General features: G+C 37.4%; 18 protein-coding genes. 5 read left to right on the plus strand and 13 right to left on the minus strand.

Annotation, left to right across the window (positions count from 1 at the left end; translation table 11 throughout):
- Positions 1–2: 2 nt before the first annotated feature.
- Positions 3–1,175: a DUF2062 domain-containing protein gene (locus tag AC3FI7_RS14575; RefSeq protein WP_491460384.1), complete on the plus strand. Its 1,173-nt coding sequence runs from the start codon at positions 3–5 to the stop codon at positions 1,173–1,175.
- A gap of 52 nt (positions 1,176–1,227) precedes the next feature.
- Here the strand turns inward: AC3FI7_RS14575 and AC3FI7_RS14580 are convergent, their stop codons facing one another.
- The 10 genes from AC3FI7_RS14580 to flxA form a co-directional block, all read right to left on the minus strand.
- Positions 1,228–3,864, minus strand: a complete 2,637-nt coding sequence (locus AC3FI7_RS14580; RefSeq protein WP_343661145.1) for a T9SS-dependent M36 family metallopeptidase — start codon at positions 3,862–3,864, stop codon at positions 1,228–1,230.
- Between the two features lie 151 nt (positions 3,865–4,015).
- Entirely contained in the window at positions 4,016–5,269 is a 1,254-nt protein-coding gene (locus tag AC3FI7_RS14585) for an alpha/beta hydrolase (protein WP_491460385.1), read from the minus strand.
- 6 nt (positions 5,270–5,275) lie between these two features.
- Positions 5,276–5,641: a hypothetical protein gene (locus AC3FI7_RS14590; protein WP_491460386.1), complete on the minus strand. Its 366-nt coding sequence runs from the start codon at positions 5,639–5,641 to the stop codon at positions 5,276–5,278.
- Complete coding sequence (locus tag AC3FI7_RS14595) at positions 5,638–7,326, minus strand: C45 family autoproteolytic acyltransferase/hydrolase (RefSeq protein ID WP_491460387.1); 1,689 nt, start codon at positions 7,324–7,326, stop codon at positions 5,638–5,640. The genes AC3FI7_RS14590 and AC3FI7_RS14595 overlap by 4 nt, the downstream gene beginning before the upstream one ends.
- 1 nt (position 7,327) lies before the next feature.
- Entirely contained in the window at positions 7,328–8,854 is a 1,527-nt protein-coding gene (locus AC3FI7_RS14600) for a phytoene desaturase family protein (RefSeq protein ID WP_343661139.1), read from the minus strand.
- Positions 8,855–9,028: 174 nt separating this feature from the next.
- On the minus strand, positions 9,029–9,913 hold the full coding sequence (locus AC3FI7_RS14605; RefSeq protein WP_343661138.1) for a lysophospholipid acyltransferase family protein: 885 nt from the start codon (positions 9,911–9,913) through the stop codon (positions 9,029–9,031).
- Positions 9,914–10,029: 116 nt separating this feature from the next.
- Complete coding sequence (locus AC3FI7_RS14610; protein WP_047377388.1) at positions 10,030–10,284, minus strand: acyl carrier protein; 255 nt, start codon at positions 10,282–10,284, stop codon at positions 10,030–10,032.
- 4 nt (positions 10,285–10,288) lie between these two features.
- A complete protein-coding gene (locus tag AC3FI7_RS14615; protein WP_142725059.1) occupies positions 10,289–11,509 on the minus strand; it encodes a beta-ketoacyl-[acyl-carrier-protein] synthase family protein in 1,221 nt (406 codons plus the stop codon).
- Between the two features lie 105 nt (positions 11,510–11,614).
- A complete protein-coding gene (gene flxB, locus AC3FI7_RS14620) occupies positions 11,615–12,346 on the minus strand; it encodes a flexirubin biosynthesis SDR family reductase FlxB (protein WP_491460388.1) in 732 nt (243 codons plus the stop codon).
- A 77-nt stretch (positions 12,347–12,423) separates the two neighbouring features.
- Entirely contained in the window at positions 12,424–13,944 is a 1,521-nt protein-coding gene (flxA, locus tag AC3FI7_RS14625; RefSeq protein ID WP_172617095.1) for a flexirubin biosynthesis tyrosine ammonia-lyase FlxA, read from the minus strand.
- 98 nt (positions 13,945–14,042) lie between these two features.
- Between flxA and AC3FI7_RS14630 the strand changes: the two genes are divergently transcribed.
- Positions 14,043–15,299 (plus strand): NAD(P)/FAD-dependent oxidoreductase, encoded by a 1,257-nt coding sequence (locus AC3FI7_RS14630; RefSeq protein WP_491460389.1) that lies wholly within the window; start codon positions 14,043–14,045, stop codon positions 15,297–15,299.
- Between the two features lie 32 nt (positions 15,300–15,331).
- On the opposite strand, the gene AC3FI7_RS14635 is transcribed toward AC3FI7_RS14630, so the two are convergent.
- The 3 genes from AC3FI7_RS14635 to AC3FI7_RS14645 form a co-directional block, all read right to left on the minus strand.
- Complete coding sequence (locus AC3FI7_RS14635) at positions 15,332–15,937, minus strand: hypothetical protein (RefSeq protein ID WP_491460390.1); 606 nt, start codon at positions 15,935–15,937, stop codon at positions 15,332–15,334.
- 75 nt (positions 15,938–16,012) lie between these two features.
- Positions 16,013–17,305, minus strand: a complete 1,293-nt coding sequence (flxY, locus tag AC3FI7_RS14640; RefSeq protein ID WP_491460391.1) for a flexirubin biosynthesis putative acyl-CoA ligase FlxY — start codon at positions 17,303–17,305, stop codon at positions 16,013–16,015.
- A 92-nt stretch (positions 17,306–17,397) separates the two neighbouring features.
- On the minus strand, positions 17,398–19,086 hold the full coding sequence (locus AC3FI7_RS14645; RefSeq protein WP_491460392.1) for a M23 family metallopeptidase: 1,689 nt from the start codon (positions 19,084–19,086) through the stop codon (positions 17,398–17,400).
- 438 nt (positions 19,087–19,524) lie between these two features.
- Here AC3FI7_RS14645 and ileS point away from each other — a divergent pair, with 438 nt between their 5' ends.
- From ileS to AC3FI7_RS14660, 3 genes are all read left to right on the plus strand, one after another.
- Positions 19,525–22,920 (plus strand): isoleucine--tRNA ligase, encoded by a 3,396-nt coding sequence (gene ileS, locus AC3FI7_RS14650; RefSeq protein ID WP_491460393.1) that lies wholly within the window; start codon positions 19,525–19,527, stop codon positions 22,918–22,920.
- Positions 22,921–22,978: 58 nt separating this feature from the next.
- Entirely contained in the window at positions 22,979–23,359 is a 381-nt protein-coding gene (locus tag AC3FI7_RS14655) for a TraR/DksA family transcriptional regulator (protein ID WP_050019754.1), read from the plus strand.
- 78 nt (positions 23,360–23,437) lie between these two features.
- Positions 23,438–23,683: a DUF6576 domain-containing protein gene (locus tag AC3FI7_RS14660; protein WP_343661128.1), complete on the plus strand. Its 246-nt coding sequence runs from the start codon at positions 23,438–23,440 to the stop codon at positions 23,681–23,683.
- Positions 23,684–23,694 lie beyond the last annotated feature (11 nt).

Consider the following 23,694-nt stretch of genomic DNA (forward strand, 5'->3'; position numbering starts at 1 on the left):
AAATGTCCTTTGCTGAAGTACAAAATGCAATTTCTGAAAAGAAAATATGCGTTTTAATACCTACCTACAATAATGAAAAAACCCTGAGAAGGGTAATTGACGGTGTTCTTAACTACACCGGAAGTATTGTTGTGGTCAACGATGGCTCTACAGATTCTACACATCAGATTCTTGCTGAATATCCTCAGATCACGGTAATCTCTTTACCGGAGAACAAAGGCAAAGGAAACGGGCTTAAAATAGGCTTCAGAGAAGCAAAAAAATCAGGATATGATTATGCCATCACCATTGATTCAGATGGTCAGCATTACCCGGATGACATTCCTGTATTTGTAGAAGCACTGCTGCAGGAAAAAGAAGATGTTCTCCTGATTGGAAACAGAAATATGTCTCAGGATGGCATTCCTAAAAAAAGCAGTTTCGGGAACCGTTTTTCCAATTTCTGGTTTTGGTTCGAAACAGGTATCAAACTGGAAGATACACAATCCGGCTACAGGCTCTATCCTTTACATAAAATTCCAAAGAAATATTTTACCCCTAAGTTTGAATTTGAAATTGAAATCATTGTAAGAACTGCATGGAGACATGTTCCGGTAAAAAATGTTCCGATCAAGGTCTTGTATGACCCTGCTGAACGGGTTTCCCATTTCAGACCTTTCAAGGATTTTACAAGGATCAGTATTCTGAATACGATACTGGTAACGATTACTCTGCTTTATATTATTCCGAGAAACTTTGTGAATAATTTCAAAAAAAAAAGCTTTAAAAGATTCATACAGGAAGATGTCTTAGAAAGTGACGGTAGCAACCGTACAAAAGCTTTTTCCATTGCATTGGGAGTATTTATAGGGCTTTCACCTTTCTGGGGATTCCAGACTCTTCTTGTGATCAGCCTGTCCGTGCTTTTTAAACTCAATAAAGTCCTTGCTTTTGTAGCTTCCAATGTGAGTCTTCCTCCTTTTATCCCTTTCATTATTGCAGCTTCTCTATTTCTGGGAGCACCATTTGTAAGTGGAGACAGCAATATTTTACATCAGGATTTAAATTTTGAACTGATCAAGAACAACCTGCTGCAATATGTCATAGGCAGTTTTATATTAAGCACAGCTCTTTCAGCTGTTGCAGGAGTAACTTCTTTTCTGTTTCTGAATAAAGTAAGTCCTGAAACCAATTAAAAGATAAAAGCCTGGAACTTGTTCCAGGCTCATCATAATTAGGTATTATTTTCTATTTTGAAACTATAATTTTCTGAGAGTAATCCATTGAGTCGTTACTAACTTTCACAATATAAGTACCATTAATCAGCTTCTCAGCACTGATCGTATTCTGCTTATTAAGATTGATACTTTCTTTGGATATCAGTTTTCCTGTAAAATCAAAGATAGAAACAGTCGTAATTCCTGACAGATTAACATCCGATGGAGTTTTTATCGTGAATTCATTTCTTACAGGATTCGGATAGATGGATATTCCCTTAGAGCTGTTGATTTCTTTCACTGCCAGCGCACATTCTGCAGGAACAGTAAAATCTTCTACCTGATCACTCATGTCCGCTAACGGCTGGTTCGCACCAAACTCCAAACCATTAAGGCCTCCTGCAGATGCATTCACTCCTAACCCTCTTTTAGCGAATGCAGTCCAGATCATACATTTGTTCTGTCCTCCTGTGGACGCCTGGTCAGCAGCAAGAATTGCATCTCTCCCCTGAACAAACGTAGGGTTACATGGCTGTAATTTGAGAGCATCCATTACCAACTGTAGAACTCTTGCGCTTCCACTGTTCGGATCTGCAAGAACATTACTATTATACCCGTATTTTTCTACATATTTCCAGTTAAGATCCCAAAGCATTGAAGCCCAGATAAATCCGATACTATGAACATCTGGCACCGTAACAGGGATCCCCTGAATACTTGTGCTTATTTTCATCCCGTTTGTACGTCCATAAGTATAATCATTGATGGCAAAATCAGGTGAATATTTTGCAGGTCTGATTCCTCCTCCTGTAGTAGTCTGCCCTGAAACAAAAGTTCCTACGCCTCTGGCCATAGAAGAAGTATCTCCAGGTCTGGTTGTCATCATCAATGCAAAGAAGTCAGACCATCCTTCCCCCATCTGCTCATTGGAAGAAATATAAGACAAACATGAACTTCCTGTTCCGGTAAGTCGGTTAGAAATTCCATGACCATATTCGTGGCTGATTACTCCGTTATCTAAGCTGGCATCTTTATAAACCGCTGTAGTTTTTAATGTTGCATTTCCAACAACACCATTGGTTAATTCATTAACTAGAAACTGTCCTTCTGATAAGCCTACCATTATTGTTGGGATGGTAATGGTAGCATCTGTTCCCCCCATTCCTACAGGAGTATTACTTGACGGGTGGTATTGTATAACACCTACCGCTCCTGCATTTTGCAAATTCTTCGTTTTAACAGAAAAATTACATCCTGCTGCATTTACTACTGCAATTTTTCCTGTAAGGCTTCCTGCAGTAACTGCAGTACATGCGTCGGCCGGAGTTGAAAGAGCAAGATCTCCCGTTACAGGTGGATTTCCCATAATCTGAGGTCCAAAATTGGCAGGTGCAGTGAGTGGAGCTCTGGAAGTATAAGTTGAAGGTGAATTATAATAAAGATATCTTATATTTCCACTCGGTGAAAAAAGAAACATCTGCATTCTTCCGCTTGTTCCGTCAACCCCTGGATTAAAGTTTGCATTGTTCAGACCGCTCCCATCTCTTGATTCTGCAAGAACAGGATCGTTACCTGTTCCCCCGTTGCCAAAATTGTTTACCTGATAATTTCTTGCAGATTCTGTAAATCCGAACTTATAAAATACATCGTGCATTTTATTTGCGTTGTAGAATAAATTGGTTACCGCTGCTGAGGTATAGGTTGTATGAGCTGCTGTTACATCTAAAGGAAAATCAAATACGCGGTTTGTACCTCCGTCAGGAGAAAATTGAGGTGTATTGGTATTATTTTCGTCAGTATATGCAAAGGCATTATTCCCTCTTGTTATTGTATAATGATTGGTTCCATCAGAATGCCAACCTTCCGGTGAAGCTGTCAGGTCCCACGGGTTTGTAAGAAGTGTTCTTGTACCAAATGTAGGAGCTTCAGTAGGGAATGCAAATACGTTATAAGAAGCATTATCAGGTGCCAGTACAAAATTTGCAGTCCTCTGCAGATCTGTTGCAGCAATATTTTCAGGTAAAGAAGCCGCAATATTTTGTGCAGATGAACCAGAGTGGTGGTCATAAGCTTCATCATGAAAACTGCATGACAATGTTGTATTTTCCTTATATAAAACGGTCCCGTCTTCTGCATTGACAATAGTGTTCCATACGTTACCGGTTCCTTTTTCTTCTACATAAAACTGATACCCTAATAACAATTCTCCTCCTTTTGCAAAATAAACAGAATTAGCCTCTACTGGCTTTTCTTTTCCGTTGATATCTTTTACTGTTGATAAACCATTCAGTTTTGTAATAGTTTCTGCTACTAAAGCAGCTTTTCTGCCACTTTCTTTTCCTTTGATGGCAGAAGGATAATTCTTAATAAAAGTATCTGCAAAGTTTAAAACTTTTCCATCTCGGATTAAAACATTCGCAGAGCTCCCAAAAACAGGAATTCCATTAACTGTTTGCTGTATACCTACAACATCTCCATTTAAGCTTTTGGAAGGATCTACATTGATGATTTTAAATACTTTCAGTTCAGGATTTACTCTTTGAAATGATCCCTGAGCGGAATTAACATAGTCCTTAATAGTCTGCTCATATTTTTGTGCGGATAATGCACTTACGCCGAAAAGACAACAACATAACAACAGCTTAACACTTAGTCGAATTTTTTTCATTTAGATTACTTTTAACAAATATTAATAGATTAGATGCAACAGTTAGTAGGAAAATAATCTAAAATGTTACATATTTCCACAATATTTATTTAAAAGTCCAAACCAAATGATATGTATTGCATTTATTTAACCGTTTTTCAAAATCTAAAAACTATTTCAGAATAAACTGAGTAAGATCCTTTAAAAACTGCTCATCCACCTTTCCTTTTATTTCATAGTCTTTTGGTGAAGGTTTTCCGGAACCTGCAATAAATAAATGGCTTAATGCCGGATAAAATTTGAAAACAGCTGTTTTATCATTTTTCAAAGTATTTTTCCAAAGATTAAAATCTTTTTCGGTTACCTGATAATCCCTTCCTCCCTGTGCAAAAAACATGGGAGCCTGGATTTTTTTCACTTCATTAAGCTGATTGTAATCCTTCAAATATTTCCAGTAAGCAGCGGACTGCCCCAGAGGAAGTTCTGACTTAGGTGAATTTAAGTTGAATTTGGATGAGTTTAAAAAAGCAACCTGCTTTTTTATTTCCTGAACTGCTTCTGCTGGGACTTTTGTCGGGTCTAAAGAGTGAAGATATTCGTACTGTTCAACTAACAGGTCCTGCAAAGGTCTTGCATTCCCAGCCATAAAAATATATTTCGACACCTGGGCTTTCTTTGCTATTTCAGGCATCAGATAAGCACCCTGACTGTGTCCCAGGATAATAATCTCGTAGCCTTTATAATCAGGAAGATTTTTAAAATAAAGAGCCGCATTTACCGCATCATTAATTGTTTCCTCCTCCACAGTAGATTGGTCATTAAATGTTTCAGAATAGGAATAAGTTCTTTTATCATACCGGTAGGAGGTAATTCCGTTGGTGAGAAGATACTCTGCGATATCTTTAAAGGGTTTGTTTTCACCAATTGTTTCGTCTCTGTCATGGGCTCCCGAACCATGTACAAAAATCACCAGTCTCTTTTTATTGTTGGAAGGGGGAACCAACAGCGTACCATTCAGTTCAATAGCGTCACTCTTTATTTTGAGTACTGTCTTCTCATCATGCTTTTCAAATGTTTTATGAGGGACGAAGAAGAAACCCAGTAGTTTATTGTTCTCACCAAAGGTAAGCTGGACATCAAGTTTTGTCTTTTCAAATTCAGTATAGTAATAGTAAATATTTCCTTCGTTATTCACTTCAAGGACATTTTTCAATGCACCAATCTGCCCCTGAAGCTGTTCTGGAAGAGCTTTGAGCTGTTCCACAGGAATCTGGCCGGCAACGGAAGAATCAAAATAAGAATGGGCCTTCTCTGCATTTTTGTCAACCAATAATGTTTTGATGAAAATATTTCCGATCTCTTTTCTGTCCTGAGAAAATGACAATAGAAACCAGATGGTAAGCAATAGGGTTAAAAGTTTTTTCATAATCAATTATTTATAAACCACATCAGAAAATGATAGCGGAGTCATCATTATGGTAACAAATATCGCAATAATTACCAGAGCCAACTGTGTGATATGGTATGTTCTTTCTATTTCGTTTTCGTTGATTTCAAAGGTAAACTTTATTTTATCCGGCCTCCTGATAACCAGCCAGATAAAAATAAGTACAGCCAGGTTCATCAGAATCGGAAACACCAGAAATATTTTACTTCCGTAGTTATCTTTCATATTTCCATATCCGTGAATCGGAATGACGGCAGGTATCGAGCTGTACACCGTACATAAGTACACCGAATAACAAATGATAATGACAAAAGGAATGCAGAACAGCAGTTTTATGTATTTGGGGATCATTTCAGTTTCTTTAAAGTTTTCTTCAGGTATTTTTCTACATTTTTCCTGTCCGGGACGGTTGTAATCTCTTTTGTAAGGGCTTTTTCAAACGCTTTTTTTGCCTGTGAATATTCTTTTTTGCTAAAGTAATATTTCCCTGACTGATAATACACCAGCCAAAAGTCGGGATTCATAGCCTGATAAGAAGAAATCAGATCGTCTGTCAACAGTATATTTTTATCGTTAGCAGCCTCGTCTATTTCTTTACCATACATTTTAGAGTGCTCATAGTTCTGGAATTCTTCAGAATCGGCAAATGGATCCTTTACAATATTGAGTTCTGTTCTGGCTTTCAGACTTTGCGATAATGGCTTACCTGAAAAAATCTCATTCAGGTCGTAACAAACAAATTCTCCTAACTGATACGGATTGGAGGAAACCCAGACCAGCTTTTTCTGAGGTGAAAATATAACGGCATGGTGTGCCAGAAGCTGGTTCAGCGCTTTTTCATTTCCATAACCGATGTTTTCATCTTTTAAGCCGGACCTGTTTCTTAAAATAGAAGCCATTTTTTCAGGAGTTAATTTTTTTTCTTCCTGCAAAAGCTCCTGAAGTCTTTCATAACGGTATTCGGAATGGCTTTCTTCAATATGTTTATGATTTCTTTTGTCGTCCTTATATGCCTCCGACTGAAAATGATTGGTACAAACCACCCTACTGGTATTCTGAACGCTGTACACTCCGAAATTTTTAGGCGAAACTTCAATGATTACTGCATTTTTGTCTGCGGCACTTCCCACCAGAATAGATTCGGAAACGAATACTTTTCTTTTTTTAGCAATCACAATCGCCTCTTCTATATTTTTTGCATACTGCAGAATTTCTCTTGTAACAAATGAAATCGGAGTTTTTGCTGTCAAAGGAATTTTTGATTTCCCGGCATTAATGGTCACAGTAATTCCTTCTTTATTCATTCCGGAAACGACCCCAATCATTCCCGGCCAGCTTACCGACATATAAGGAATTCCTTCGTCCGGCTGAACAAATTCTACCAGTTTGTTCTTTGCAAAATCATCACCTACATAAAAATCAAAATTTCTTCCTATTAACAGATCTCCATCTTCAGTATTTTCGTTCCACACGGCAAGTGAACTACATCCTACCATTGCCAGGTCCTGCATGGCATGCCCAATATCATGAGCTCCGTGCAGGTAAAGGTTTCTTAAATATTTAGGAGCAATAAAATCATAACGGTCAGATGAATATTGTGACAGACCATATAGTTCTGCCTGATAATCTTCTCTTACATTGAGGTACATTTTTCTGTTATACCATTTTAAAAAACCTCTTAAAAGCCGCTGCTTGAATTTTGATGGCACAAATCCTTCCACTTTTGAGAAAAAAATTTCTTCCTGCTTCTGCATTAAGCTTTGTGTCAAAGCTCCGTTATTATACCCCAGTTGTAAAGGATTTCCTTTGATATAAAGTTCCCAGAGCTGCTGTTTATTTTTGGTAAGATAGTTTTGATTGTAGCTGAAAGTGCTGTCATTCATTCTGTCTACTTTAGGAACATCTAATGAATAACGTTGTACATCAGGAACATGATGTACAGACTTTGATATTCCACAGGACGTAAGGGAAAAGCAAAGAGCAAGATAAAGGAGATTGTTTTTATGGGATGAAGAGATGGTATTAGTTTTTTTCACTTTAGTCTTTATTAATCATTCGGGCCAGTCTCATATCAATCGTTTCTTTTCCAAGAATTTCCGCACAGGTATTAAAAGCACCGATGGTCACTCCTAAAATTCCATGCATATTGACAGACTGTCCTGTCAGATAGAGATTGTCAATTTTGGTGCGGGGAGAAACCATTGTTTTAAGCGGGTTCTCTGAACTTTTCATGTATCCGTACATATTACCTTCAAAATTACCGATATAATCTCTGTACGATAAAGGAGAAGACGTATATATTGTTTTGATGGCATGCCTTATGTTCGGAATTTTCTTTTCCAGGGCATCCAGCATCTTTTCCGTCTTTTCAAGTTTAAATCTTTCATAAGCCTCTCCTCTTTCATGTTCATCTGCTACTGTATTGAAAGTATTCTCCCATGCTTTAACCTCCTCAAAATCCATATAGGAAATAGCGGTAAGGCTTTCTGCAAATTCAGGATGATGTTTCGAAGGCGTGGAGGAAAGCATATAGGTTTCCGGCCATGATTCTTTTTGATATTGGAATGCGTTCCAGACCAGATCCTCTGATGAGTAATGATATCTGTTATAATTAAAATTCGGAAGACTGTGAGGTTTTAAAACCAGATAAATACTAAAGCAGGATGAAACCGGCTTCCAGCTTAAAACTCTGTTCAGAAAGGATTTCTTCAGTCTTTCTTCACCTATCAGCTTAATGGTGGAACGAATCTCAATATTGGAAATAAATTGTTTTGAGGCATATTCTTTTCCTGTCTTTGTTTTTACAGATGTCAACACGTTATTTTCATTAAAAACAAATCCAGAAACCTCTGAATGCTTGTGGACTTCAGCTCCATATTCCCTAAGCTTTCTGATCAGGAGTTTAGAAATCTGGCTTCCTCCTTTTACACATTTGTAGGCACTTTGGATGTAGGAATTTACTGTTAAGGCATGTATATAAAAAGGAATATTTTCAGAGTCTCCGGCATATAAAAAGTTGGAGCCCAGTAAAACCGACTGAAGCTTTTTGTTATGGGTAACAGATTCAATGAATCTTTTCGTATTGAGATGCAGGATTTCTTCATTGTAACTGTCTTTTCCTACTACATGGTATCTTGGGAACTGACTACAGACATATTGAATTTCTTCACAATAGTTCTCAAGGTTTTCTTTTTCTTCCGGAAAATATTTTGAAAGCTGTTCCACAAAATTCTGATAACCCTGTGCATGTGGGTATTCTATTTCATCATCACCAAAACTGATCCTGTCATAGCCGTCTTCATCCATCAGCTGCAGTTCAAGATCATCCATAATTTCGAGATAGGAAAAGAAACGGTTCAGGTTCTGACCTTCTGATAAACCTCCCAGATAATGAACTCCGGTGTCAAAAATAAGTTTGTTTCTCGAAAAGGTCTGCAGATTTCCTCCATATTGGTTATTCTTCTCAAGAACACATACCTTCAGACCTTCTTTCGCCAAAATAAGAGCCGAAACAAGACCTCCCAACCCGCTGCCGATTACAAGTATGTCATATTCTTTTTTCAAAAGAGAATGTGCTTTTAATAATTAAGAAACAGGGAATTTAAGATATTTAAAGATGACTTTAGTATAGTAAGTAAAGATTTTATCTGAAAAAATACTATTTCATGATCTTAATTCTCGGTACCTCTTAATGGCTTTTAGTTTTTTGTTAGTTTTTATGGGATAAAAATAGAAAAATTAATCAACATCATCCCAAAAATCAAAATAATTGAACCATTGAAGCGGATATTTTTTCACCATGGCTTCAAGATTCTGAACATAAGACTGTAAAAGCCCCTGTGAATCTCGGTTTTTAATATTTTGAGCGACTCTTGCATACAGATGGTAATGGAGGTTATTCTCTTTCATCACATACACATAGACAACGGGAACACCTAATCTTGAAGCAATTAAAAACGGGCCGGCCGGAAATTTTGCACTTTTACCAAGCAGTTCCGCTTCCAGATATTTTGACCCTTCAAAATAGCGGTCTCCGGTAAAACAGATCAGTTCATTTTCTGACAAAGCTTTGTTAATCTCAAAGATATGCGACATATCATCTTTGACATAGATGAATTTAATGTTGCTCTTTTTTACAGCAACACTTTCCAGATATTCCTTGATTACCGTCACTTCCTGATCTGTGGTCACCAGATTGATCTGGCAGTCGAAGTCAATATCAGCAAAAAAGTGTTCTGCAATTTCAAAATTACCAATATGGGCACTGATGAGAACGCCTCCTTTTTTAGCGGCTAAAAGATTTCTCAGGTTTTCAATACCATCAAATTCATAAGTATATTTTTCTCTGAGCCCGGCAGAAATAGCTGTTTTATCAATCAAAACTTTTCCGAAGGTAAAATAGCTTTTAAAAACAGACATTTTGGATTTCCAGTATCCGTAGTTCAGTCTTTTTCTGAAGTAATAAAGAATATATTCGTTGCTTTTTTTCTGAAACAGTGAATAGTAGGCCGCTACAAAGTAAAGCACCCCATATGAACTTCTGATGCCGATATTTCTAATACACCAGACGAATATTCTGTATCCGAGTACTGTTCCTTTAGATTTACCTTTCCACTTGTTCATATATGCAGTTTAATATAACAGAGAACCAATGTAATATTATCTTTAAGTGCTCATTACCGAAGCACTGCGATATTATTACATTGGCACATTTTATAGAATAAAGATTGACTCAATAACTATGCGTTTTTTTCAGCAATCTTATTTTCAATCGTTGTATAGAAATCGTCAAATGTTACCATTTTCTTGAAATCTGCTTCTCCTAATTTCACCCCGAAATTGGATTCGATCACGACTACCATGTCGATATAATCAAGGCTGTCTAAGCCCAGAGTATTTTTAAGGTTGGCATCATTACTGATTTCATCCCCGTCAACCTCGAATTCATTGACCAGAAAATCATTAACAATAGCAACAATTTTTTCCCTTTCCATGTTTTTAATCAAATTTTTTAACTATTAATGCAGAATTGGTTCCCCCAAACCCAAAAGAATTCGACAAAAATACATCAATTTTTTGATTTTTTGTTTTTGCAACTAAATTTATCTTTTGTGCTTCATTATCAGGGTTTTCCAGATTAATATTCGGAGCAACGAAATCGTTCTGCATCATCAGAATAGAGTAGATAACTTCACTTGCGCCCGCCATCCAGCACTCATGTCCGGTCATGGATTTGGTAGAACTTACCGGAACTTCACCACCAAAGATTTCATAAATGGCTTTCGCTTCATTAGCATCCCCAATTGGGGTAGAAGTTGCATGAGCATTGATATAATCAATGTCTGAAGCTTTTAAGCCTGACTGTTTTAAAGCCCGGTCCATTGCTAAAGCCGGTCCATCCACATTCGGCGTTGAAATATGCCCTCCGTTTGAAGAGAAACCGTACCCGATAATTTCTGCAATAATCGGAACCCCTCTTCTTTGAGCCGACTCTAAACTTTCCACAATCAAAGTAGCTGCTCCCCCACTTGGAATCAATCCGTCTCTTGCGGCATCGAAAGGTCTGGACGCTTTTGTAGGTTCATCTTCTCTGGCTGAGAAAACTCCCAATCCGTCAAAGCTCGCCATGGAATATTTATTGGTTTCCTGAGCCCCGCCACAGATGATCATATCCTGAAATCCATTTTTGATCATCATATACGCCAGTCCCAAAGAATGTGAGCCGCTGGCACATGCTGCACTGATGGTAAGATTGATCCCTTTCAGTTTAAAGATGGTTGAAAGGTTCATTGTTACTGTTGAATTCATTGATTTGAAGATCGCTCCCGATCCCATCAATGTTGTATCTTTCTTTTCCCTTGCAATATCGATAGACTCTACAACTGCCTGAGAAACACTGTCATTTCCGTATAAAATTCCCACCTCATGGGAATCTAAGAACTCCTCATCCAGATTCGCCTGTTTCAATGCATCAATGGTCGCCAGATAAGCATATTCACTTTCTTCTCCCATGCTGACACGCTGGCGTCTGTTCAGAAGATTTTTAAGATCCGGTTTTGGAACCACACCCGTAAGACCTGACCTGAACCCAAATTCCTTTCTCTGCTGATCTAAAACAATACCGGATTTTCCTTGATATAGGGATTCCCTGACCTCTTCTAAAGACGTCCCGATGCAGGAATAAATTCCCATTCCGGTAATTACAACCCTATTTTCCATTTATTTATATTGAATTTAGTAATGTATCAGTCTAGCAATGTAACCATATTTCATTGAGATCAACTAACATTGTTACACTGGTACATTGGTATATTGTTAGACTATTTATGAGTAAATTCCTCCGTTAATATTAATTACTTCTCCTGTAATGTAGGATGATTTTTTAGACGCTAAAAATGCGACAAGATCTGCCACTTCTTCTGCTTCTCCGAATCTGTTGGCAGGAATCATTGCCTTCAGTTCTTCCTCATTGAATTCCTGGGTCATATCTGTCCTGATAAAACCGGGAGCCACAGCATTTACTGTAACATTTCTTTTGGCAACTTCCTGTGCAAGAGCTTTCGTTGCCCCTACCAAGGCTCCTTTTGCCGCAGAGTAGTTCGTCTGGCCGGCTGTTCCTTTTACTCCGGATACAGAAACCATATTGATAATTCTTCCGTATTTGTTACGAAGCAGCTTTTGGATGAAAAAATTGGTCACATTGAAAAACCCATCCAGACTGGTATTGATCACATGGTTCCAGTCTTCTTTCTGCATCCACATAAAAAGACCATCTCTTGTGATTCCGGCATTATTGACAATCACTTCTACCACCGCATCAGGATTTCTTTCCTGCCATTCCGTTAAAACAGCCTGTGTTTCTTCGGTATTGCCTACGTCAAATTTAAGAATTTCCCCTGTTGTTCCCAGCTCTTCTACTTTAGCCAATGTCTCCTTTGCTGCCGTTTCGTTTGAAGCGTAGTTGATAAGGATATGATAGTTTTTCTCTTCAGCCAGTTTTATACAGATTGCTCTGCCGATTCCTCTGGAGCCCCCTGTTACAATTGCACATTTCATGCGTTAGTGTTTATATCGTTTTTAGTTTTTTTAAGTTGTACCGGATCCCTTTATAGACAATCCATGGCAGCTAATCGTTACATTCCTTTCAGGTATTTCTTTACTTCTTCCAGGTATGGATACATGACCATATCACTTGAGAAGGCAGGAATAATTTTTCTGATTTCATGATACAATTCTTTTGTAGATGAAGAAATCTTATCCTGGAATCCAAGATATTCAATAGCCTGAACAATAGTAATGGCTTCTATCGCCAATACTTCAAAAGCATTTTCAATGACTTTTCTGCAGATTACCGCAGCATTGGTTCCCATACTAACGATATCCTGGTTATCATTATTATTCGGAATACTGTGAACATACATAGAATTCGACAACATCTGGCTTTCCGCTGTAGTGGAAGTTGCCGTAAACTGTACACCCTGCATCCCGAAATTGAAACCTAATTTACCCAAATTGACAAAAGGCGGTAAAATTTCATTGATTTTAGCATTCAGAAGATAGTTTAGCTGTCTTTCTGCAAGCATAGTCAGCTTCGTTACCACAATTTTCAGTTTATCCATTTCCAGGGAAATATAATCTCCATGGAAGTTTCCTCCGTGATAGACGTGCTGGTCTTCCACGTTGATAATCGGGTTATCATTGGCTGAATTGATCTCATTTTCAAGAACTTTTTCTGTATATTCCAGCGTATCCAATACCGGGCCTAAGATCTGAGGAACACATCTTAAAGAATAATATTCCTGAACTTTTTCCTTGAATACTTTTTCCTGTTCCTCGAAATGAGTATAAAGGTGATCTTCTCTTTTTCTGATCAGTTTACTGTCTGCCAAATGAGCGCGCATTCTCTCTGCCACTTTCTGCTGGCCAGCATGTCTTTTTGTTCCGTTCAACGCTTCTGATAAATGATCATCATAAGCCTGAACAATCTCATTGATTGCACAGGAAAGCCTTAAAGAAATATCCGTCAGCTGATTAGCTTTGTAAGCATTCACAATACCAATCCCTGACATTACCGAAGTTCCGTTCATCAAGGCGAGACCTTCACGGATCTCTACTTTTATCGGTGCTAAGTTCTCTGCTTCAAAAACCTCTTTTGTAGATTTTCTTGCTCCTTTATAAAACACTTCTCCTTCTCCGATCAGTACCAGAGCCAGATGAGCCAGCTGAACAAGATCTCCGCTTGCTCCTACTCCTCCATGTTCAAAGATCAGTGGAGTAATATCTCTGTTGATCAATTCCTGAAGAAGATAGATGACAGACTGATGTACTCCTGAATTCCCTAATGATAAAGTATTCAGCCTCGCCAGCATACATGCTTTTACTTCTTCTGCAGGCAAAGGATTGCCTATTCCTGAAGAATGGCTTCTGATAAGATTATACTGAAGCTGGTGTGTGTCTTCGTCACTGATCTTGAATTGGGCCATCGGGCCAAAACCAGTGTTCACACCGTATATTACTTTATTTTTTGAAAACTCTTTTAAAAACTGAAAACTTTTATCCACTCTTGATAAAAGTGATTCATCCAGTTCTATTTTTTCATTCTCAATGATAATTTTTTGAAAGTCTTTCAGTTCTAAAAAGTTATTTATTTTCATCAATTAAAAGTAATAGTTGATAATTTTGTAAAATATTAATTATTTGTCACTAATTTTGCGGCAAAGATAAAAGTTATTATTAAAATAAAAAATCAAAGATGAGCAAAGAATTTGTTGACGTTCTTGTAATCGGAGCCGGACCTTCCGGATGCGTGTCTTCTTCGTACTTAAAGAAGAATAACGTCAACGTGAAAGTAGTCGAAAAAACAAAATTCCCCAGACTGGTAGTTGGAGAGAGCTTAATCCCAAGGGTAATGGACCACTTTGAAGAGGCCGGCCTTTTCCCTGCATTAGACAAAATGGGTTTTGAAAAAAAGCTTGGAGCACGCTTCCTTCGTGGTGATGAAGTCTGTATTTTTGATTTCAGCAACAAATTCGGAGAAGGCTGGGACTGGACCTGGCAGGTTCCAAGAGCTGATTTTGACAATGCTCTTGCTCAGGAAGTGATTAATAAAGGCATTGATCTTGAATTCGAGACTGAAGTTATTGATATTAAGTTTGACGGAACAGATTCTGTGACTACAGTAAGAAATAAAGATGGAGAAACGAAAGAAATTCATGCGAAGTTTGTTATTGATTCCAGCGGTTACGGAAGAGTACTTCCCCGCCTGCTTGATCTTGAAAAGCCTTCAAAACTGTCTCCTCACTCTGCAATCTTCTCTCATGTCAACGATATTAACAGAGAGCCGGGAGAAGAAGGAACTTTGATTTCTTTTGATATTATTGAAACAGAAGTATGGCTTTGGGTAATTCCTTTTTCCAACGGAAACACAAGTTTAGGAATTGTAGGCCCTACTGACTATATTGACAGATTATCTGAAAACGGAGACCCCACTGAAGCTTTAAGAAAGGCAATCTCTCTTTCTGATTATTATGTAAAACGTTTTGGGAATGTAGATTTCCTTTTTGAACCAAAGCATCTGAAAGATTATTCCTGCTCGGTAAAAAGTTTATTCGGAGACGGATTTGCTTTAACGGGGAATGCTTCGGAATTCCTTGACCCGGTATTTTCTTCGGGAATGGCTTTCGCTACAGAATCGGGAATGCTGGCAGCAAAACTGGCGTTAAAACAATTAAACGGAGAAAAAATCAACTGGCAGACAGAGTACACTGATTATATTTTATACGGAGTGGATGTTTTCACCACATATGTAAAAGAATGGTATACCGGAAATCTTCAGGAATTATTTTTCCACCAGCCGGAAAACCCTGATGTAAAGAAAAAGATATGTGCAGTTTTAGCAGGCTATGTCTGGAATAAGGACAATCCTTTTGTAAAAAAACATGATACAGTGATTAAAAATCTTGCGAATCTGATCAAACTAGAAAAACAGGAACAGCAAAATCAAGCATAAAAAACGGTCTGAATTTTTCAGACCGTTTTTTGTTATTTTATAACTGCTTTAATTTCCTTTCCTAATTTTTTCCCTGTAACTTCATAAGCCGCAGCTATTCTTCCGTATTCCCAGGCAAAATCTTTATTCATCTGCTTCCCCCCAATTTTATCGGCCTTCAGTCTCATCACAACTTTCGAAGGATTATCTGTTTCCACGAATAGTAAGTCTGCAGTCAGCTTACCTTCCTGGGAGCCTATCATTCCTCCATACCACCCGGCGTAGATCCATTTTGCATCAATGATTAAAGTGTATTTTGTTTTCGCACCACCTTTGAAAACTACTTTCTTTGACTTTCCATTGATCCCTTTAAGGAAATAATCCAAATATTCTGAAGTTTTAAATTTATCCCACTGATAAATCCAGTTGTTCCAAACAGCTTCGCTTTTTTTAGCTGTGATATCAGCCTTTCTGTTTTCAAGATATTGGGCTTCTGTAAAGTTTTTCTCCTGATAAACAGCGTTATCAAATACCAGCTGTACATTTACTTCAGACTGATCTTTTAAAAAATCAAAATTCCCCTGTTCAAAATTAATTTTATTCTGGGCGAATGTTGATGTTGTAATTGCTACAAAAAGCAGCAGTAATAATTTTTTCATAGTGTATTAGTTCTAACATTTAAGCGACCAAAGATATGTTAAAAATGTATTTCCCGGTCTTTCTTTAATTTAATTTTATCTCAAGTCAATAAAAGTAACTGGTTTTCTGCTGTTTGGATTAAAAACGGTTTTAGATAATATATCAAAATCAATGATTTCAATTTTTGGGCTTACTCTCAATTTTGCCCTGAAATGGTCTCTGACTTCGTTCACAAAGCTATCGTGTTCTTCTTCTGTGCTTAGTTTAATAATAATCTCATCAAGACCAATTTCGTTGGCCTGAATAACAATCTGATAGCATAAAATATTGTTGAAATCATTCAAAATATCATTCATGGCCGGCGGATACAGCGTTGTTCCCTTATATTTGATCATCTGCTGTTTTCTACCTAGCACAGGTCCTAACCTCATTGTATTTCTTCCGCACTGACACGGCTCATGATGAGCTTTTACGATATCCCCTGTTTTAAATCTTAATAAGGGAATGGCTTCAACACCTAAAGTTGTAATGGTAAGCTCCCCACTTTCTCCTTCTTTAACTGGATTTCCGTTATCGTCCAGAATTTCTGTAATAATTAATTCCGGATGGTGATGTCCTCCGATCTGGAATTCGCACTCTGTGAAAGCAGTACTCATCTCGGTAGAAGCATAGGTTGAAAAGAGTTTGATATTCCACTTTTCCTTAATTTTCTGCGAAAGAATATTATCCGTAAAATCCTGATTTTTGATACTTTCTCCGATACATACAGCTCCGTAGACACTTGAATTTTTGTAATCCAATCCATGCTTTTCAGCATAATCAATCATTTTCAGCAGAAAAGAAGGTACTGTGATCAGGTATTTCGGTTTGTATCTGAAAATAGAATCCCATTGCAGTTCAGGAATTCCCGGCCCCATTCTCACCACACTTGCCCCCATTTTTCTTAAGCCTAAAAAATAAGCAAGTCCAGCCATAAACCGCTTGTCTATGGTTGTAATCATCTGTACAACATCTCCCTTCTGAATGCCTGCGCAGGCAAAGGAAATGGCTTCATTGTAAGCAAGTCTTTCAAGATCGCTGTCAGACAGTCCAAAAGTAACCGGATCACCCAACGTTCCGGAAGTGGTACTGTAATCAACAATTTTATCCGGTGTTATACAGAAAAAATCATGATTGTGCTGCTGAAGATCATTCTTTGTGGTGGTAGGAATTTTCTGAAGGTCTTCCAGCGTAAGAATGTCAGCAGTATTAATATTATTTTCTTTAAACAGCTTCTGATAAAAAGGTGAATGCCTTTCAAGATAAACCAAAAGCTCACGAAGCTTTTCTTCCTGAAATTTTTTAATTTCCTGAATGCCTGCTTTCTCGATTGACGGATGAAATTCCAATGATTTTAATTTTTAAAAGGCAAATGTATTTAAAATTACATGATTGTAAGATGTATTCATGTAAAATGTATTCATGATTTCTACCACAGCTTTTATCTCTGGAAGGTAAAAGTTTGTGTATTGATATTTCCGGCAGTATTGATGGTGGTTACTTTTAAAGTATGGGCACCTGATCCTTTTGGACATTTTTCATCAAAAATGTAGACAAAATTATCTTTTATGCGGGCAAAGCGAAGCCACTTTCCGTCCAGTTCGGCCCGGAATGAAATAATATCACCCACTTTCGTTGTTCCTTTTAACAATAAAGAACTGTTGTTTACCAATGCTCCTTCTGCCCATCCTGATAAAACAGACGGCAGGGTATTGTCTATTAATAATTTCGCTGTGCCCAATCTGTTGAACTGTCCTTCTGCACGGTCAGCATTCCATTTTGCTTTTACGAAATCTTTATCACTTCCGTAATCAAGAATAATAACAGCTTTGTCTTTTTCTGTATTGGTTAATTTTCTATTCGGTTTTATTTTTAAAGAATACTCATCCTGAACGGGAATATATGGACTATGCAAAACAATGGTATTTGAAACAGCATTTGGATCTGTATCCGGTTTTTCATAGGCATTGAAATTTACAGCATCATAGACGGCATTTTTACTGAAACTGATTTCCGCATTTTCTGTGGTAATTGTTTTCGCTTCATTAGCTATTATCGTTTTTGCCGTAGGAGATATTTTGTCTGAGGTTTTGCTTAACTGGAGTTTTGTTGTTAAACGGCTTGTATTTCCTTTTACATCTTTCAGAACAACTTCAATGGTGTGAACATTTTCATCCTGCAATTTGATAATCCCTGTTGCATTTGAAAGACTATAATTCTGCAGTTTCATTCCCGGTAAATCAGATAAATGCTGAATCCCAATTTTATCCCTGATGAATTTAGTATAATCTATACAGCCGTTAATATAACGGGTATCATCATAGTGTATTTTATCAATTTTAAAACTGTAAATCAGCTTCCCATCCATCAATAATTCTGCATTGTAAATACCCAGATTAAAACCTTGATTGGCCTTATCTACAGCCTTAATGGCAAAACTTATTTCTGGAGAATTAACCTGAACAAGATTAGAAGTATAAATATTTCCTGCTTTTTTCACTGCAATTCCATTAGCTCCAGGTTCGTAAGTACTGAAACGTCTGTCATACCAGTAGAGTCCACTGATAATTGGTGCAACAGTATCAGGAATGGCAAAACCGAAAAGTAGCGGGTTGAGACATTCTTCTGTTTTGGTATCTCTTATTTCGAAATGCAGGTGTGGGCCTGCTGAACCTCCTGTGTTTCCACTCAATGCAATCTGCTGTCCTTTTTCTACCGGAAACTGTCCGGGCTGAAAAGTAATATCCTGTTCCCACTTTTCCTCTTTATACTGCTTTTCCTTTACATATTCATCGAGTTGATTGAAATATTTATTCAGGTGAGCATATACTGTAGTATAACCATTGGGATGAGTGATATAAACAGCATTACCAAAACCATATCTTTCTACTTTTATCCTGCTTACATAACCTTCTGCTGCAGCTAAAACAGGTAAGTTTTCCTGACTATTTGTTCTCAGATCCAATCCCATGTGAAAGTGATTGGTACGGATAGCGCCAAAGTTAGCGGCCAGCTGCATGGGAATATTCAGTGGATTTCTGAAATAATTTTGAGGGTAATTATTTTGAGCCTGTATAATAATACTATTGATTAAACAAATAATAAATATCAGCTTGGGAAAGTTTTTCATACAGCATTTGGGTTTATAGGTTTACTTAAATGTACAACATTCCGGCCAATAAGCGGTTACTGCACCGACCTTTTTCAAACCAATTTTGTTTTTTACCCATATTCCTCTGCTGAGTGAAGCGCCTTTACGAACAATTTTAACCCATTCATAAGATCTTTGTGAACTTTGCGCAATCATTAGAGCCGTGGGATTTGTTTTTTATTATTTAAGCGGGCTAAAGCCCGCTCCTATTAAATAAATCACGCTAAATTTTATATAAAAACACCCAGAAAAATTCACTTATTGATCATTCATCATTCACTTTTTCTCACTTTCTTCATTTATATTTCTGAAATTGAACTTTTTAATAGATGATATCAAAATAAAACATATATTATAAACCGACAAATTTTAGTAAATTTGCAGACTTAATTAATCAACGATATTGAGATATTTACAATGAGCCAATTTAAAGAATACAAAAACCTCAACCTTATTGACGTAGCAGAGAATGTAGCGGAATTTTGGAAACAAAATAAAACTTTCAGTAAGAGTGTTGAGATCCGTCAGGGAAATCCTGAGTTTGTTTTTTATGAAGGTCCGCCTTCAGCAAACGGTATGCCTGGAATTCACCACGTAATGGCAAGAGCATTGAAAGATATTTTCTGCCGTTACCAGACTCAAAACGGAAAGCAGGTTTTCCGTAAAGCGGGCTGGGATACGCATGGCCTTCCTGTGGAACTGGGTGTAGAAAAAGAATTAGGAATCACAAAAGAAGATATTGGCAAAAAAATCTCTATTGAAGACTATAACAAAGCTTGTCGTGAAGCGGTAATGCGTTATACCGATGTCTGGAATAACCTTACCGAGAAAATCGGATATTGGGTAGACCTTGATGATCCGTACATCACGTACAAGTCAAAATATATGGAAACAGTTTGGTGGCTGTTGAAGCAATTGTATGATAAAAACTTATTGTACAAAGGATACACGATCCAGCCTTACTCTCCAAAAGCGGGAACAGGACTTTCTTCTCACGAGCTGAATCAACCTGGAACCTATCGTGATGTTTCGGACACAACGGTTGTAGCTCAGTTTAAAGTGAAAAAAGACTCTTCAGCATTATTCAATGATGTTGACGGGGATGTTCATATCCTTGCCTGGACGACCACTCCATGGACGCTTCCATCCAATACTGCTCTTACCGTAGGGAGAGATATTGAATATGTTTTGGTTAAAACCTTCAATCAGTATACATTTGAACCTGTAACTGTAGTTTTATCAAGTGTTCTTTTACCTAAAGTTTTCGGTAAAAAATATGCAGAAGGTACAGATGAGGATTTTGCCAACTATACTCCGGAGACTAAAGTAATTCCTTTCAGGATATTAAAAGAATTTACCGGAGAGAAACTTGTTGACACAAGATATGAGCAATTAGTTCCTTGGTTTACACCTAATGACAACCCTGAAAACGCATTCAGAGTAATCTTAGGAGATTTCGTAACGACAGAAGACGGTACAGGTATCGTTCACACGGCGCCTACTTTTGGTGCGGATGATGCAAGAGTTGCTAAAATGGCTCAGCCTGAGATTCCGCCAATGTTGGTAAAAGATGAAAATGACAATCTTGTACCATTGGTAGATTTACAGGGCAGATTCATCAAAGGAGAAAATGTTCCAGAGGTATTTTCAGGAAAGTATATCAAAAACGAATATTATGATGAAGGAACAGCCCCTGAGAAATCATGGGATGTAGAATTGGCGATCCTGCTGAAAACAGAAAATAAAGCCTTCAAAGTAGAAAAATATGTCCACTCTTACCCACACTGCTGGAGAACAGATAAACCGGTGTTATACTATCCGCTGGATTCCTGGTTTGTGAAAATGACCGCTGTAAAAGAAAGACTGGTTAATTTGAACAAAGAAATCAACTGGAAGCCAAAAGCTACCGGAGAGGGACGTTTTGCCAACTGGCTGGAAAATGTAAACGACTGGAATTTATCCCGTTCAAGATATTGGGGTATTCCGTTACCAATCTGGAGAACGGATGACCTGAAAGAAGAAAAAATCATAGGTTCTGTAGAAGAACTTTATAACGAAATTGAGAAATCAATTGCAGCAGGACTGATGACTGAAAATCCATTCAAAGGTTTCATTATCGGAAATATGGCAGAGTCTAACTATGAGCTTGTGGATCTTCACAAGAATGTAGTAGACAAAGTGGTATTGGTTTCTGATTCAGGAAAAGCAATGAAACGTGAGAGCGACCTGATCGATGTTTGGTTCGATTCAGGGTCTATGCCTTATGCCCAGTTGCATTATCCTTTTGAAAATAAAGGATTAATCGACAACAACAAAGCATTCCCGGCTGATTTTATTGCGGAAGGTGTTGACCAGACCCGTGGATGGTTCTATACGCTTCACGCGATCGGAACTGCGGTATTCGATTCGGTTGCTTATAAAAATGTAATGAGTAACGGTCTTGTTCTGGATAAGAACGGACAAAAGATGTCAAAACGTTTAGGAAATGCAGTAGATCCGTTCGAAACCCTTTCTGTGTACGGGCCGGATGCTACCCGTTGGTATATGATCTCCAATGCCAACCCTTGGGAAAACCTGAAGTTTGACATTGAAGGAATCGATGAAGTAAGAAGAAAGTTCTTCGGAACACTTTACAATACCTATTCATTCTTTGCTTTATATGCAAATGTAGACGGCTTTAACTATTCAGAAAAAGAAGTGGAAAACCGTCCTGAAATTGACAGATGGATCCTTTCTGAGCTGAATCTTCTGATCAAGGAAGTGAAAGCATTCTATGAAGATTATGAACCGACAAGAGTAGCAAGAGCGATCAGCACTTTTGTAAATGATAATCTGAGTAACTGGTATGTAAGATTGTGCAGAAGACGTTTCTGGAAAGGAGAATATTCTGATGACAAAATCTCTGCTTACCAGACCTTATACACCTGTCTTGAAACAGTAGCTAAACTTTCTGCTCCTATTGCTCCTTTCTTTATGGATCAATTGTACCAGGACCTGAATAAAGTAACAGGAAAAGAGAACTGTGAATCTGTACACCTTACAGATTTCCCGGTAGCTGATGAAAGCTTAATTGATCAGGATCTGGTTGAAAAAACACATTTGGCTCAGAACATTACAAGTATGGTTTTCTCTCTGAGAAAGAAAGAAAATGTAAAAGTTCGTCAGCCGTTACAGAAAGTGTTGGTTCCTGTATTGGATTCTAAAACAGAAGAACAGATTCTTGCTGTTGCAGATCTGATCAAGCAGGAGGTAAACGTAAAAGAATTACAGTTAATTAATGCTGAAGAAGCATCGCACTTAATTGTAAAGCAGATAAAACCTAACTTCAAAGCGCTTGGTCCTAAATTAGGAAAAGACATGAAGATGGTAGGTGCAGAGATTGCTAATCTTAGTGCAGAACAGATTACCCGTCTAGAAAAAGAAGGAAAAACAGACGTTCAGGGATATGAAATTACTCTTGATGATGTAGAGATTTCTACCAAAGATATCCCGGGATGGACAGTAACTTCTGACGGAAAAACAACTGTGGCATTAGATTTGACGTTAACCGATGAGTTAAAATCTGAAGGAATCGCAAGAGAATTCATTAACAGAATTCAAAACCTGCGAAAAGACAAAGACTTTGAACTGACAGACAAAATTTCAATTGCATTGGAAGAAAGCTCTCCTTTCTTGAATGATATTAAGAAAAATGAGGAATATATTTCTTCTGAAGTCTTGTCAAATAAAATAGAAATTGTATCTTCACTTTCAAATTTTAACGAAATCGAAATAGATGAGGTTAATTTTAAGATAAATATTGAAAAAAATTAACATGTAGTTATTGTATTTCAAATTCCATTTCATAATTTTATTAAAAAAGAGAAAGAATATGTCAGACGAAAGAGTTAGATACAGCGATGCTGATTTACAGGAATTTAAAGCGGTCATTAAAGAAAAAATAGAGAAAGCAGAAAAAGATCTTCAGCTGATCAGAGAAAGTTTCATCAACGACCAGAATAACGGAACCGATGATACTTCACCTACCTTCAAAGCTTTTGAGGAAGGAGCAGAAACGCTGAGCAAAGAACAGAACTCTATTTTAGCAGGAAGACAGGAAAAATTCGTGCGTGATCTTAAAAATGCTTTGATCAGAATCGAAAATAAAACGTACGGTGTTTGCAGAGTAACAGGAAAACTGATTCCTAAGGAAAGACTTTTAGCCGTTCCTCACGCTACGCTGAGCATCGAAGCGAAAAATATGCAAAAATAGCCGTAAGGTTTGTAAAATAATATTGGGTTTATATCGTATTCACGGATACTTTATAAACCTAATTTTTAATGTATACCCATGAGCGAATTATTAATTTTGGGAGCTATTATTGCAATAGTATTATTATTTTTCAACAGAGAGTGGATCAAAAGCAGGTTCTTTCCTGATCCACAGAAAAACTATACTATTGATGATCAATTCAATTCCGATAAACGTGAAAGGGAGAAAGAAATTGACAGGCTTTTGAGTAAGATGGGCAAAAACGGAGTGAATGATCTCTCTGAAAAAGACAGAAAAAGACTCGATGAGCTGTCTAAAATGTAACAATTAAATAT

The organism is Chryseobacterium sp. TQ-BC-N36 (genome assembly GCF_058382295.1).

Bases quoted from the DNA above. Each gene is read 5' to 3' on its own strand.
- AC3FI7_RS14575 (WP_491460384.1), top strand. From the start codon at position 3: ATGTCCTTTGCTGAAGTACAAAATGCAATTTCTGAAAAGAAAATATGC.
- AC3FI7_RS14580 (WP_343661145.1), bottom strand. From the start codon at position 3,864: ATGAAAAAAATTCGACTAAGTGTTAAGCTGTTGTTATGTTGTTGTCTT.
- AC3FI7_RS14585 (WP_491460385.1), bottom strand. From the start codon at position 5,269: ATGAAAAAACTTTTAACCCTATTGCTTACCATCTGGTTTCTATTGTCA.
- AC3FI7_RS14590 (WP_491460386.1), bottom strand. From the start codon at position 5,641: ATGATCCCCAAATACATAAAACTGCTGTTCTGCATTCCTTTTGTCATT.
- AC3FI7_RS14605 (WP_343661138.1), bottom strand. From the start codon at position 9,913: ATGAACAAGTGGAAAGGTAAATCTAAAGGAACAGTACTCGGATACAGA.
- AC3FI7_RS14610 (WP_047377388.1), bottom strand. From the start codon at position 10,284: ATGGAAAGGGAAAAAATTGTTGCTATTGTTAATGATTTTCTGGTCAAT.
- AC3FI7_RS14615 (WP_142725059.1), bottom strand. From the start codon at position 11,509: ATGGAAAATAGGGTTGTAATTACCGGAATGGGAATTTATTCCTGCATC.
- flxB (WP_491460388.1), bottom strand. From the start codon at position 12,346: ATGAAATGTGCAATTGTAACAGGGGGCTCCAGAGGAATCGGCAGAGCA.
- flxA (WP_172617095.1), bottom strand. From the start codon at position 13,944: ATGAAAATAAATAACTTTTTAGAACTGAAAGACTTTCAAAAAATTATC.
- AC3FI7_RS14630 (WP_491460389.1), top strand. From the start codon at position 14,043: ATGAGCAAAGAATTTGTTGACGTTCTTGTAATCGGAGCCGGACCTTCC.
- AC3FI7_RS14635 (WP_491460390.1), bottom strand. From the start codon at position 15,937: ATGAAAAAATTATTACTGCTGCTTTTTGTAGCAATTACAACATCAACA.
- AC3FI7_RS14645 (WP_491460392.1), bottom strand. From the start codon at position 19,086: ATGAAAAACTTTCCCAAGCTGATATTTATTATTTGTTTAATCAATAGT.
- ileS (WP_491460393.1), top strand. From the start codon at position 19,525: ATGAGCCAATTTAAAGAATACAAAAACCTCAACCTTATTGACGTAGCA.
- AC3FI7_RS14655 (WP_050019754.1), top strand. From the start codon at position 22,979: ATGTCAGACGAAAGAGTTAGATACAGCGATGCTGATTTACAGGAATTT.
- AC3FI7_RS14660 (WP_343661128.1), top strand. From the start codon at position 23,438: ATGAGCGAATTATTAATTTTGGGAGCTATTATTGCAATAGTATTATTA.